At 68.1% G+C, this 12740-nt stretch carries 15 protein-coding genes; 2 read left to right on the top strand and 13 right to left on the bottom strand.

The genetic code is table 11. The features are described 5' to 3' along the window. Positions 1-13: 13 nt before the first annotated feature. The 11 genes from ACKTT0_RS24090 to ACKTT0_RS24040 form a co-directional block, all read right to left on the bottom strand. Positions 14-1036 carry a LacI family DNA-binding transcriptional regulator gene (locus ACKTT0_RS24090; protein WP_407852245.1) on the bottom strand — a complete coding sequence of 341 codons (1023 nt, stop codon included), beginning with the start codon at positions 1034-1036 and terminating at the stop codon, positions 14-16. A gap of 63 nt (positions 1037-1099) precedes the next feature. Beyond that, complete coding sequence (locus ACKTT0_RS24085) at positions 1100-1630, bottom strand: VOC family protein (protein ID WP_407852244.1); 531 nt, start codon at positions 1628-1630, stop codon at positions 1100-1102. A gap of 16 nt (positions 1631-1646) precedes the next feature. Next, complete coding sequence (locus ACKTT0_RS24080) at positions 1647-2411, bottom strand: SDR family NAD(P)-dependent oxidoreductase (RefSeq protein ID WP_407852243.1); 765 nt, start codon at positions 2409-2411, stop codon at positions 1647-1649. A 47-nt stretch (positions 2412-2458) separates the two neighbouring features. Next, positions 2459-3418, bottom strand: a complete 960-nt coding sequence (locus tag ACKTT0_RS24075; RefSeq protein ID WP_407852242.1) for a Bug family tripartite tricarboxylate transporter substrate binding protein — start codon at positions 3416-3418, stop codon at positions 2459-2461. A 119-nt stretch (positions 3419-3537) separates the two neighbouring features. Then, positions 3538-3978: an ester cyclase gene (locus ACKTT0_RS24070; protein ID WP_407852241.1), complete on the bottom strand. Its 441-nt coding sequence runs from the start codon at positions 3976-3978 to the stop codon at positions 3538-3540. Positions 3979-4249: 271 nt separating this feature from the next. Then, entirely contained in the window at positions 4250-4744 is a 495-nt protein-coding gene (locus ACKTT0_RS24065; RefSeq protein WP_407852240.1) for a hypothetical protein, read from the bottom strand. Between the two features lie 166 nt (positions 4745-4910). Beyond that, positions 4911-5792 (bottom strand): spermidine synthase, encoded by an 882-nt coding sequence (locus ACKTT0_RS24060; protein WP_407852239.1) that lies wholly within the window; start codon positions 5790-5792, stop codon positions 4911-4913. Between the two features lie 274 nt (positions 5793-6066). Next, complete coding sequence (locus ACKTT0_RS24055) at positions 6067-7317, bottom strand: CaiB/BaiF CoA transferase family protein (protein ID WP_407852238.1); 1251 nt, start codon at positions 7315-7317, stop codon at positions 6067-6069. 20 nt (positions 7318-7337) lie between these two features. Continuing rightward, entirely contained in the window at positions 7338-8321 is a 984-nt protein-coding gene (locus ACKTT0_RS24050; RefSeq protein WP_407852237.1) for a tripartite tricarboxylate transporter substrate binding protein, read from the bottom strand. 123 nt (positions 8322-8444) lie between these two features. Next, complete coding sequence (locus ACKTT0_RS24045; protein ID WP_407852236.1) at positions 8445-8885, bottom strand: MaoC family dehydratase; 441 nt, start codon at positions 8883-8885, stop codon at positions 8445-8447. Positions 8886-8914: 29 nt separating this feature from the next. Further along, positions 8915-9388: a MaoC family dehydratase gene (locus ACKTT0_RS24040; protein WP_407852235.1), complete on the bottom strand. Its 474-nt coding sequence runs from the start codon at positions 9386-9388 to the stop codon at positions 8915-8917. A 138-nt stretch (positions 9389-9526) separates the two neighbouring features. Between ACKTT0_RS24040 and ACKTT0_RS24035 the strand changes: the two genes are divergently transcribed. Further along, on the top strand, positions 9527-10297 hold the full coding sequence (locus ACKTT0_RS24035; RefSeq protein WP_407852234.1) for an IclR family transcriptional regulator domain-containing protein: 771 nt from the start codon (positions 9527-9529) through the stop codon (positions 10295-10297). Between the two features lie 13 nt (positions 10298-10310). Here the strand turns inward: ACKTT0_RS24035 and ACKTT0_RS24030 are convergent, their stop codons facing one another. Further along, positions 10311-11231, bottom strand: coding sequence for a dihydrodipicolinate synthase family protein (locus ACKTT0_RS24030; protein ID WP_407852233.1), 921 nt, complete (start codon positions 11229-11231; stop codon positions 10311-10313). Then, positions 11228-11545, bottom strand: a complete 318-nt coding sequence (locus tag ACKTT0_RS24025) for a hypothetical protein (RefSeq protein ID WP_407852232.1) — start codon at positions 11543-11545, stop codon at positions 11228-11230. Before ACKTT0_RS24025 ends, ACKTT0_RS24030 begins: the two co-directional genes overlap by 4 nt. Positions 11546-11811: 266 nt before the next feature. Here ACKTT0_RS24025 and ACKTT0_RS24020 point away from each other — a divergent pair, with 266 nt between their 5' ends. After that, positions 11812-12729, top strand: a complete 918-nt coding sequence (locus tag ACKTT0_RS24020) for a LysR substrate-binding domain-containing protein (RefSeq protein ID WP_407852231.1) — start codon at positions 11812-11814, stop codon at positions 12727-12729. The last annotated feature ends 11 nt before the right edge of the window (positions 12730-12740 follow it).

Raw genomic sequence — 12740 nt, 5'->3', positions numbered from 1 at the left:
GTGTCTAAAGCGGTCAGCTGGGGGGAGTTGCGGGGGCGCAGGATTCGCGCAGGATGAGCTGGGTCTTGATGACGATGCGGTCGTGCCGGCTGGAGGGTTCTTGCCGGCCCAGGTGCTTCAGCACCAGCTGCGCCGCGCAGGTGCCCACCACCTCCAGGTCCCAGCTCAGGGAGGTGATGGTGGGGCTGAACAGTTGCGACAGGTCGGTGTCGCCGATGCTGATGACGCTGACGTCATTGGGCACGGAGTGGCCGGTATGGCGAATGGCCTGCAGCACGCCGGACAGGATGCGCGTGCCCAGGCACAGGAAGGCGGTGGGGCGTTCGGCGTAGGACAGCAGGGACATCGCTTCGGCGAAGGCGAACTGCATGGCGGAATGTTCGGCGCGGATCAGGGCCGGGTCCGGTTCCAGGCCATGGGCTTCGAATGCCTTGCGGAAACCGGCGATGCGTTCTTTGCCGGTGCGCAGGTCGGTGCCGGGCGTCAACAGCGCGATGCGGGTGTGGCCCAGGTTGAGCAGGTATTGCGTCGCCTGCAGGGCGCCGGAGCAGTGATCGACCAGGATGCCCGCGGATTCGGCGCCGAAGTCGCGGTCCAGCGCGACGACGGGCAGCTCTTTCGAGAGATTGCCGATTAGTTCGGCGGACTCTTTCTCGCAGGGGCCGAGGATCAGGGCGTCGACGCGCCGGCCTCGGAATATCTCGATCAGCGAGGCTTCGCGCGCGCGCTCGTTGTGCGTGCTGGCGACCAGCAGTGAATAGCCTTCGGCCTGCAGCGCGGCTTCGGCCGCGGTGATGATGCGGGCATACAGGGGGTTGGCCAGGTCGGAGACCAGCAGGCCGATGACGCCGGAGGCGCGCGTGCGCAGGCTGCGGGCGACCGGGTCGGGCTTGTAGTTCAGCTCGCGCATGGCCTGGTCGACGGCCTGGATGGCGGCCTCGCTGACGCGGCCGCTTCGGTTCAGCGCCCGCGAGGCGGTGCCGAGCGAAACGCCGGCTCGTTTCGCGACCTCGCGGATGGTTATACGGTCTTTCATCGTCGGATCTCTGCCTGAGCCAAATTGGCTAACATACACCGTCTTCAGGCACGCTCCTTATGGTCAGGTCCTGGCCCGGATCGGGTCCGAGCCGTCCCAACCGGCGCTGGCGCGCTTGATCTCGTCGAAGTATTCGCCTTTGCCGCCTTTCAGCTCGGATATCTCGATCATGCCGCTGGGCAGGTCGGGGTGGACGAAGTACGCGAAGCGGCCGCGCGTGCCCATGCGGCCGCCGTGGCCCTCGACATAACCCTTTTGCTGCAAGCGCTCGACGTGGCTGTCGAAGTCGTCGAGCGTCCAGAAGGCAAGGTGCTGCAGGCACTCGCCGCCACGCGCCAGGGAATCCAGGTACAGCGACGGGGCGTCGTCGCGCTGCTGGATCAGTTCGATCTGCAGGTCCCCCGAGTTCGCCAGGGCGATGGACAGGCGCGGCGGTCGCGACGGCTGGCCGAAGTAGCGGAACTCCGTCGTCCCGACTTCTTCCTTGTAGAACCAGGGACCCACGCCCAGCACGCCGGACCAATGCCGCATCGCCTTTTCGATGTCTCGAACCACACAGCCGACCTGGCGTGCGCCGTTAAAGAGAATGCTCATTGCCGCTCCGTATTCATTAGTTCATGTGGGCGCCGCCGTTGATGTCCAACGTCGTGCCGGTGACATAACTGCTCAGGTCGCTGGCCAGGAAGAGGCAGCCGCCGGCGACTTCGTGGGGCCGGCCGGCGCGCCCCAGCGGCCAGATCTGCGCTGCCTGGTCCTTGCTGGCGTCCGAGCGCCCGGTGCGCGAGAAATCGGTGGTGATCAGGCCGGGCGCGATGGCGTTGGCGCGGATGTGGTGCGCGCCCAGTTCCTTGGCCATGGCGCGGGTCATGCCCTGGACGCCTGCCTTGGCGGCGCAGTAGTGCGCGCCGCCGAAAATGCCGCCGCCGTTCTGGGCCGACAGCGACGAGATGCTGATGATGCTGCCGCACGCGCGCGCGATCATGTAGGGGATGGCGGCCTGGCTCAGGTTGAAGACGCCCTTCAGGTTGACCCGCAGGATGCGGTCGAAGTCCGCTTCCGTGATCTCGCGCAGGGTCGCTTTCTGGGTGATGGCGGCATTGTTGACCAGCACGTCGATGCGGTCCGCCGACCAGTCCGCCACCATGCGCAGGGCTTGCGCGCATTGCCGCGGGTCGCCGACATCGCAGGGCAGGGCCAGCAGATGGTCCGGCGCGGCGCCCAAGTCGCGGGCGCTTGCCTGGACCTGCGCGGCGTCCAGGTCCAGCATGGCCACCCGGGCGCCGTGCTCCAGGAACAGGCGCGCCGTGGCTTTGCCGATGCCCTTGAGGTGGGCGGCGCCGGAAATCACGGCAACGCGGCCTTCCAGCAGTTTCATGGGATCCGCTTCCTTTGCTGTGCGGGTGGGCGATGGGCCGGCAGCGGTCACTGCGGCGTGATGCCGGCCTCTTTGGCGACGGCTTTCCAGGCTTCGATATCCGCCACCGTGGCCTTGGTGTGTTCAGGGCCCGGCACATAGTTGGCCGTGATGCCCAGGCCAAGCAGCTTCTCCGCCACGGCCGGGTTCTTCAGCGTTTTTTCCAGCGTGGCGGACAAGCGCTGCACCACGGCGGCCGGCGTGCCCGCGGGCACATACATGGCCCAGTTCAGGTCGCGGTCGAAGTCGATGCCCTGTTCCTTGTAGCTGCGGATGTCCGGCACGCTGGGGGAGCGCTTGGTACAGACGGCCAGGCCTTTGACCTTGTGCTGGGTGAGCATGGGCGTCGCGGTGGCCATGTCGATGAAGCCGAGATCGACGTGGCCGCCTATGACGTCGGTGATGACTTGCGTGGTGCCCTTGTACGGCACATGCTGCAGCTTGAGGTCGCCCTTCTGCACCATCACTTCGCCGCAGAAATGCCCGGTGGAGCCTATGCCCCAGCTACCGTACTGGACCGGGTTCTGCCGGGATTCCGCCAGTTTGCGCAGGCCGGCGATGTCGTCGGCGGGAAAGGCGTTGTTGGCGATGACCATGATGGCCGAATTGCCGATCGCGCCGAGCGAGACGAAGCTCTTGATCGGGTCATAAGGCAGGTCTTTGTACACGGACGGCGAGAGCACGTGCGTGGTCATGCCGCCAATGGTGATCGTGTAGCCGTCCGGGGCCGACCGGGCCACGGCGGCGATGCCGATTGTTCCGCCGGCGCCCGGCTTGTTTTCCACGACCACGGGTTGCTTGAGCTCCGCCGCGAATTGTTCGGCCAGGATCCGGCCCAGCGTGTCGCCGCCGCCGCCGGCGGAGAAGGGCAGCAACATGCGGATCGGACGGTCGGGATAATCATCGGCGTGGGCGGCGCCGCACGCGATGGCGGCGAGCAGCGCTGCCGCGATCGACAGTTTCTTCATGGTTGTCTCCTCTCTCTGGTGGCCCTGTGCGCCGGCGCATGGCGCTGGCAGGGCGGTTTTTCTTGGTGCTTGGTGTGGCGGCCCGGCGCCGCCTGCTGCAACGGCGCGGGCCGGGTGCTCTACAGCAGGCCGAGCGACCGCAGCTTGGCGTTCTGGCAGGTGTAGGGCCGCTCGCAGACAATCTTGGCGGAGCCGGGGGCGAACTCGAATGTCGCGGCCATGCGGACCCGGAACGTCTGGCCAGTGGGCTCATAGACCTTGCCGTCGACCGTGAAAGGGCCGGCATGCGTGCCCGTCAGCCAGAATTCGACCAGCACCGTGTCGGCGTCCTCGGCGGCCGCGACCGCGATGATCTCGTTCTTCAGGTCGGGAAAGGACTGGCGCGACGAGTGGAAATACCCCATCACCTCGTCCACCCCGTCGAACGTCGCGCCGCTGGAGTGCATTTCATATCTGGGGTGCTCGAAGGTGTCGATGACCTTGTCCCATTCCTGCGCGCACTCGAGCGCCATGTGATCGATCACGGTCTGCACCCGTGCCGCCTGCAAATCCTTGCTCATTTGTTTTCTCAAAAGTGGAAACGTTTCCGCAGCATTATGCAGGCTATTTTGCCAAGGAAAATCTAGGGATAACCACAATTTGCGGAAACGGTTTGCTTTTGATATGGGTGCCGCCCATGGCGGCGCGGCGCGATGGGCGCATGCCTATGCCAGGATGCTTGCGCAGGGGGAACGCCGGCCCGGCCGGCAGCGCGATGCGGCAACAGTATGGACGGGGTCCTGGCCGCACCGAGCTTATGGCATCGCGCGCGGCGACGCCGTTTTTTTATTGCTACGCCACTCTTACCCTGCGCCGGCCGCCGGCTCCCCGGCCTTTGCTTGCGCGGCCAGGGTGCGGGGTGGCGGACGCAGGGTGGGACGATGCGCGATGCGTGCCTGCCGACTGGGAGTGCTGATCCAGCAGTTCGTCTTCCGGCCCCACCCAGATGTGCAGGACGGCGCTTGCCTCTTCCGATGCTTCATGGTTGTGGAGCTCGATCGTGTCGGGCTCGCAGAGCGGGGCCAGGCTGCTTGCCACTCGGCGCAGGACGTCTTCGTAGGCATCGTCGGCGTCGCCGCGAGTGGTCGCGTGGATCTCGCTGGGCTTGCCTGCCTGGTCGACCGTTATTACGAATTCGTCGTTGTCGGCCGGATCCGCAGCGACGTTTTCGCGCTGCTGGAATTGAACAATGTCGGACGTATAGCCGCAATGGTCCAGCAGCGGTTTCAGGGCGCGGAGAATTTCTTCGACGGTGGCGGAATCCTGGCAACGCAGGCGCAGGTACATGGTGTGCTCGTACATTGTTCTTCTCTGTCTTTAGTGTCTCCTGACGGCAAATGATACGACATGTATGGATAAACGAAGAATTCTTACTTGTCTCTGAATGCTGGCTATGTCCGCTAATTTGGCTGAATGTGAGTTCAGCCAATCGATTTTGGATGGCCGCATGCCGTCAAGGCTGGACGGCGGGCGTGTCGGTGAGGAGTTTCGCGCCGGGGCTCCAGTCCCGCTTGCGTGAAAAGCGGCCAATGGCTTCCGCGGTGTCGATGCCGACGCGCCCCATCTCGCGGTTCAGCGCCGCCGCATTGCGCGTCAGCACCTCATCCCCCGGCAATGCCCCGCGCGCCGCGATGATGACCCGGTTGCCTTGCCGCAGGTTGAAGAAGCCGCCGAACACCGCCGCGTAGGTGGCCGATTCGCGCTCGTACAGCTCGCTGTTGGTGAAGGTGTTGGCCACCACGATGCCGTCCTCGGCCAGGATGCCGCGCACGTGCTCGAGGAATTCGCGGGTCATCAGGTGCGCGGGGATGTAGTCCACGTCGAAGGCGTCCAGCATGACCATGTCGTATTGCCGGCCCTCGCGATGGGCGCGTTCGATGTAGGCGCGGCCGTCTTCCAGGAACAGGCGCTGGCGCGGGCCCGGCTGGTAGCCGAAGTAGGCTTCGGCGACCTTGGCGATGGCGGGATCGATCTCGACGGTGTCGATGGTGGCCTGGGGCAGCAGCCGGGCCAGGGTCTTCTGCAGGGTGGCGCCGCCCAGGCCGACGATCAGGATGCGCCGCGGCGCGGGCTGCACGAACAGGGCGCTGACCATCATGCGGGTATAGCGGAACACCAGGGTGTCGGGCTCGGCCAGGCTCATGCAGGTCTGGCGGCCGAAGTCGACCATGCTGTTGAAGTTCAGGCAGCGTTCGCCGTTTTCTTCGAAGACGAGGATCTTGCCGAACCGGGAGGGTTCGGTGTGCAGCAGTTGCGGCTCGGCCTGCGCGTGCGGGGCGGGGCTGGCGAGCAGTAGTGCGCAGGTGCAGAGGATGGAGCGCAGGGTGCGGGGCATGAGGCGGGGGTGGGAGATGGGCTCCTAATGATATCGCCCTGGGGGTTGGGGTTGGTGGAGGAAGGTGTCTGACACCCCATGCGCGATGGTGGCTGGCATGGGGCGTCTCGTAGGGGTGTCAGACACCTGGCAGGCACCTCGGCACCGCACCTGGCAAGCACCTCGGCACCGCACCTGGCAAGCACCCCGCTGCCACACCTGGCAAGCACCTCGGTGCCGCACCTGCCAGCACTCCGGCGCCGCACCTGGCAAGGTACCTGGGTGTCGCGCGCGGCTAGACGGCGCCGGTGTTTTTCAGGTCGGCGATCTGCCGGGCGCTGTAGCCCAGGACTTTGCCCAGCACGTAGTCGGTGCTGTCGCCCAGGGTGGGCGGGGGCAGGTCGTATTTGACCGGGGTGCCGCGCAGGCGCAGCGGGCTGGCGATGGTGCCGACCGTGCCGCCGCCGGGCCGGGGGATGTCGACGCGCAGGCCGCGGTGCCGCACTTGCGGGTCCTGGAAGACTTGCTGGTAGTTGTTGATGCGGCCGCAGGGTACGTCGGCGGCTTCCAGGCGCGCGATCCAGTCGGCCGCGCCGCGCGTCAGCATGGCGCGGGCCAGTTCGGGCACCAGGGTGTCGCGGCCGACGATGCGGCCCTTGACCTTGGCCCAGCGCGGGTCGGCGGCCAGGTCGGGGCGCTCGATGGCGGCGCAGTAGCGCTGCCATTGCACGTCGTTGCCGACCGCGACGACGATCTCGCCGTCGGCCACCGCGAAGACCTGGTAGGGCACCAGGCTGGCGTGGGCGTTGCCGTAGCGGTGCGGGATCTTGCCGTTGGCGAAGTAGCCGGTGATCTGGTTGCCGCCCAGGGCGACGATGCAGTCCAGCAAGGCCATGTCGATGTACTGCCCCTGGCCGGATACCGTGCGATGGTTCAGCGCGGCGAGGATGGCGATGGTGGCGTACATGCCGGTGATGACGTCGGCGATGGCGATGCCGGTTTTCTGCGGGCCGCCGCCGGGCAGGTCGTCGCGTTCGCCGGTGATGCTCATCAGCCCCCCGATGGCCTGGAACACGAAGTCGTAGCCGGGCTTGCGGGCGCTGGGGCCGTCCTGGCCGTAGCCGGTGATGGAGCAGTACACCAGGCCCGGGTTGACGGCGCGCAGGCTGTCGTAGTCCAGGCCGTAGCGTCGCAGGTCGCCGATTTTGTAGTTCTCTACCAGGACGTCGCTGCGCGCGGCCAGTTCGCGCACCAGTTGTTGCCCGGCCGCGCTGGCGATGTCGATGGCGATGGACTTCTTGCCGCGGTTGGCGGCGGCGTAGTAGGTGGAGTCGGCGGCGTCCTTGCCATGCGCGTCGCGGGTCCAGGGCGGGCCCCAGGCGCGCGTGTCGTCGCCGCTGCCGGGGCGCTCGACCTTGATGACTTCGGCGCCCAGGTCGGCCAGGTTCTGGGTGCACCAGGGCCCGGCCAGGATGCGGCTCAGGTCGAGCACGCGCAGGTGCGACAGGGCGCCTGGCGTGGCGGCGGGGACGGCGGGGTCGGGCATGGCGCGGCTTCCTTGCTGGCTTATTGGATGCTGATGTGGGCGTCGGCGATGACCTTGCCCCATTTGTCGATCTCGGCGTCGACGTAGCGGGCGAACTCGGGCTGGCTCATGGTGCCGGGCTCGGCGCCCTGCTTGGCGAACTGTTCTTTGATGCGGGGGCTTTGCAGGGCGGCCAGCACGTCGGTGGAGATCTGCCGGGTCAGCGCGGGCGGCATGTTGCCGGGCGCGTACAGGCCGAACCAGGCCATGGCCTCGAAGCCCTTGATTCCGGCCTCGTCCAGGGTGGGCACGTCGGGCAGGGCGGCCGAGCGCTTCGGCGAGGTGACGCCCAGCGCGCGCAGCTTGCCGGCCTGGATGTGCTGCAGCACGCCGGGCACGGAGTCGAACATCATGGGGATCTGCCCGCCCAGCAGGTCGTTCAGCGCCGGCGCGGCGCCCTTGTAGGGGATGTGGACCATTTCGGTGCCGGTCATGGATTTGAACAGCTCGCCCGACAAATGGTTGGCGCCGCCGGTGCCGGCCGAGCCGAAGTTGACCTTGCCGGGGTTGGCCTTGGCGTAGGCGACTAGTTCCTGCGCGGTCTTGGGCGGAAAGGAAGGGTTGACCACCAGCACGTTGGGCACGGCGGCCACTTCGGCGATGGGGGTGAAGTCCTTGCGGGTGTCGTAGCGCAGGTTCTTGTACAGGCTGGGGTTGATGACGTGGTGCGTGGCGGTCAGCATCAGCGTGTAGCCGTCCGGCTCGGCGCGCGCCAGTTGTTCGGAATAGATGGTGCCGCTGGCGCCGGGCTTGTTTTCCACCACGACGGTCTGGCGCCATTGCTGGCTTAGCTCGTGGGCCAGCTGGCGCGCCAGGATGTCGGTGGTGCCGCCCGGCGGGAAAGGCACGACCAGGGTGACGCTGCGGGTCGGGAAGGGTTGGCGCGGCTCGGCCTGGCTGGCCGGGGCGGCCAGGGCGGCGGCCAGGGCCAGCGCGGCGGCGGCGGCTTGCGTCGAGGTTTTCATGTTTGTCTCCTGTGTTGTGTTCTGGTGTGTGGAGGGAAGGTGTCAGACACCCTGCGGGTGTCTGACACCTGGCAGACGTGGCGGGCGTGTCCGGCCCGTGCCGGCGCCCGGCCCGCGCGGCGCTCAGGCGGGCGGGAATTCGACCATGGCTTCGCCGACCGCCACGGTTTCGCCGCGCTGGTTGGTGACTTGCACGTCCAGCGTGGCCCACTGGCTTTTTTCGGTCTTGCGGGTGGCGGTGATGGTGGCGCGCGGGGTGATGGTGTCGCCCGGCTTGACCGGGATCTTCCAGCGGGTTTCCAGGCGGCGCTGCACGCCGCCCTGCGGGTAGAGCCAGTCGGTCAGCATCTTGGTGATGACGCCGAAGTTGTTCATGCCGTGCATGATGATGCCGCCGAACTGGGTCTTGCCGAAGCTGCCCTGCATGTAGTCGTCGTCCAGGTGCAGGGGGTTGTAGTCGAGCGAGGCCTCGCAGAAGTCGCGGATGGATTCGCGGGTGGGCGAGAACGGCGTGCCGTCGATCTGCTGGCCGGCCTTGAGGGTTTCGAATGCGGTGGTGGTCATGGAATATTCCTTGGATACGGGCCGTGCGGTCACATGGGGCGGATGGTCCAGCCGCGGCCGGCGCAGATGACTTCGTCGCGCTGGTTGAAGAACACGTTGTCGTGCACGGCGAACAGGCGGTCTTTCTTGATGAACTTGTCCAGCGCGCGGGCCTGCAGGCGGATCACGTCGCCGGGCCGGGCGGGCGTGTGGTAGCTCCAGGACTGGCCGGCGTTGACGGTGCCGGGGCTGCGCATCCAGTCGTCGGCCGGCGTGCAGGCGAACATCAGCAGGATGTGGATGGCGGGCGGGGCGATCAGGCCCTTGTAGGGCGAGTTGCGCGCGTATTCCTCGTCGAAATACAGCGGGTGCAGGTCGCCCACCACGCGGCAGTATTTCTGGATGGCTTCCAGGGTCAGGGTGTAGGGGATGGTCTTGCGCGGCTGGCCGGGCACGATGTCGTCCCAGATCTTGCGGGCCTGGGCGTCTTTCCAGAAATCGGTTTCGAAGGTGGGTTCTGTCATGGTCGCGGACTAGGGTGAGGCTAGGGTTGAATAACGGGATCATTCTGCTACAATGACCGCTTAGCGGATATTGGCATCCGCTTTATGGTCATTGTGGAAGGCGTTTTTTGTCGTGTCAAGCACACGGCAGGGGGGCGCATGGCAACACCGGAAAGCGAATCGTTCGTCCGCACCTTCGCGCGCGGGCTGAAAATCATCGAAGCAATGGGGCAGGGCGCGGCCCGCCAGACCCTCGGCGACGTGGCCGAGGCCGTGGACCTGCCGCGCACGGCGGTGCGGCGTTTTCTGCTGACGCTGATCGACCTGTCGTTCGTCAAGACTGACGGCAAGTACTACTGGCTCACGCCCAAGGTGCTGCGGCTGGGGCTGTCGTACCTGTATTCGCTGCCGTACTGGCGGCAGGCGCAACTGGCGCTGGAAGAGCTGTGCGCGCGCATCGGGCAGTCGTGCGCGGTGTCGGTGCTGGACGAGGAAGACATCGTCTACGTGCAGCGCCTGCATACGCGGCGCATCCTGCCGATGAGCCCGTCGCTGGGCAGCCGCCTGCCGGCGCACGCGGTGTCGATGGGCCGGGTGCTGCTGTCGGGCCTGGACGACGCCGCGCTGGACGCCTACCTGGCCAGCGCCACGCTCAAGAAACTGACCGCCGCCACGGTGGTGGACCGCGCGCAACTGCAGGCCGCCATCGTGCGGGCGCGCGAACAGGGCTATGCCTGGGTGGATGGCGAGCTCGACGAATCCATCGCCGGGCTGGGCGTGCCGGTGCGCGACAAGGACGGCGCCATCGTGGCGGCCATCAACGTCAGCCTGCCGGCCGGCAGTTTCGACGAGGCCACCGCGCTGCGCGAGTTCCTGCCGGAACTGCGGCACACCGCCTCGCAGCTGCGCGCCGCCGGCGTCAGCTACTGACGGCTGCCGGCGCTCAGTGCGCCACCGACAACAGGCCGGCCACTTCGCGCTCGGACGGCAGCCGCGCCACGGCCTGCGCCAGCCGGCCGGCCAGCGCGTCGCTGGACGGTGTCATCGGCAGGCGCAGTTCGTCGGCGATCATGCCGCCGGCCGCCAGGGCCTTCTTGATGGGGCCGGGGCTGGGCTCCTGGTACAGCAGGCGGATCAGCGGCTTGAGCGCGCCGAACAGCGTCCGGGCTGCGTCGCGATGGCCGCCGCGCGCCAGCGCCATGACGGCCACGAAGATGTCGGGCCGCACGTGCGCGGCGGCGCTGATGGCGCCCGCGCCGCCCTGCAGGAAATGGTCCAGGAACAGCGCGTCCTCGCCGCACAGGCAGGGCAGCTTGCGGCGCGCGTTGAGCGCGGCCAGGGCGACCGGGTCGCATTCCTTGACGGCCGCGCAGTTGGCGTGGCGCGCCAGGGTTTCGATCAGTTCGACGCTGAGCTGCGTGCCGGTGCGCTTGGGCACGTCATAGATGATGATGGGCTGGCGGCTGGCCCAGGCGATCTGCTGGTAATGCCACAGGATGCCGTCCGGGGCCGGGCGCAGATAGTAGGGCGGCGGCACTAGCCAGCCGTCGGGCTGCAGGCGGTCGAGCTTGCGCACGGCATGGTAGATGGCTTGCGGGTCGACCCCGCCCGCGCCCAGCACGATCGGCAGGCCGGGCGCGGCGGCGCGCACGGCGTCGCAGGCCAGGAATTTTTCTTTCATCGAGATCAGGTTGCCCTCGCCAGTGGAGCCGAACAGCACGAAGCCGGCGACGCCGGCGCGCGCGTAGTGGCGCGCCAGGGCCTGCAGCGCGGTGATGTCCAGGTAGCTGTCGCGCAGCGGGGTGACGAGCGGCAGCCACAGGCCGTCCCACGGGCCGGGCAGGTCGCCGGGCCGGGCGTTCATGGCTCCACTCCGGAGGGGCAGGCGCCGAGGCGGCCGAATTCGGCGGCGGGCAGGTGGCGCATCAGGTGGTCCATCAGCGCGTCTGCATCGCCTCGCCGCAGTTGCACCAGGAAGCAGGCCTGGCCGTGGCCGTGCCGGTCGGCGAGCCTGCGCACGCGCAGCGCCGGGGTAGCGGCCAGCCGCAAGTGGCGGCGCGCCAGGAAGGCATGGCGCGGGTCGACCCGCACGATCAGGAATAGCGCGTCGGGCGCGCCTTCGGCGCGTGGCCGGGCATGGGACGGATGGTGCAGGAACAGCGCGGGGCGGGTGGGCATGGCGGAGTGCGGGGGACTTGCCGCATCGAAGGCCGACGCGGCTCGTCCGGGCGGGTTGATGACGCAGCCAGTGTAGGAGCCGGCCCGTATAAAGCGCGCAAAAATGCGCGGCGGCGCCGTAAAGATCGCGTCAACGGGCGCGAGGCCTGTCCATGCGGGGCCGCTTCCCGGGTGGCCAGGCCCTAGCCACGCCGCGCGCCTGTCCGCTACAGTTGGCGCCATCGCCGGCCAGCGCCGCCGGCTTCGCCAGCGAAGGACTTCCGCTCATGCCGCGCCGCCTGCCCCCGCTTTCCGCATTGCGCTTTTTCGAGGCGGCCGGCCGGCATTGCAGTTTCAAGCTGGCGGCGGCCGAACTGAACGTGACGCCCAGCGCGGTCAGCCACGGCATCGTCGGGCTGGAGCAGGCGCTCGGCGTCGATCTGTTCGCGCGCGGGCCGCGCGGGCTGACGCTGACGCCGGAGGGCGCCGATTATTTGTTGTACGTGTCCGAGGCGCTGTCGCTGATCGCCGCCGGCACGCAGCGCCTGCCAGCCGGGCCGGGCGGGCGCGCCATCGCCGTGAGCTGCGCGCCGACGCTGGCTTCGCGCTGGCTGCTGCCGCGCCTGCAGGCGTTTCGCGCGCAGTGGCCCGGCGTGCACCTGAGCATCGACACGACGCAGCGGCACGTGGGGTTCCCGGTCGACGGCTTCGATTTCGCCATTCGCATGAGCCGCGGCCCGATCGCCGCGGCGTCATGGGCGCGGCTGTTCGACGAGCGGCTGGCGCCGGTGTGCAGCCCGGCGTATCGCGACACGCTGCTGGACGCGCGCGGACGACTGGACTGGCGGCGCGCCACGCTCATCCATGTCACGCTGGCCAGCGAGGACTGGCAGGCCTGGCTGGAAGGCGCGGGCGGCACGGCCGGCGATGGCGTCGACCTGGCGGGCGGGCTGCGCTTCGACACCATCCAGCTGGCGTTCGAGGCGGCCGTGGCGGGGCTGGGCGTCGTGCTGGGGCGGCGCCCGCTGGTGGACCAGGACCTGGCCGCCGGCACGCTGGTGGAGCTGCCGCTGCCGGCGCTGCAGGCCGAGACGGCGTACTGGCTGGTGAGCGCCGACGCGGTCGAGCGCCGCAGCGAGGCGCTGGCCTTCCGCCAGTGGGTGCTGGACGAGGCGCGCGCGTTCGGCGGCGCGCCGGGCGGTTGAGCAAAACCGGC

It is taken from the genome of Bordetella saccharivorans, assembly GCF_045862855.1.
GTDB classification, from domain to species: Bacteria; Pseudomonadota; Gammaproteobacteria; order Burkholderiales; family Burkholderiaceae_B; genus Bordetella_A; species Bordetella_A petrii_F.
This window is presented reverse-complemented; position numbering and strand designations above follow the sequence as displayed.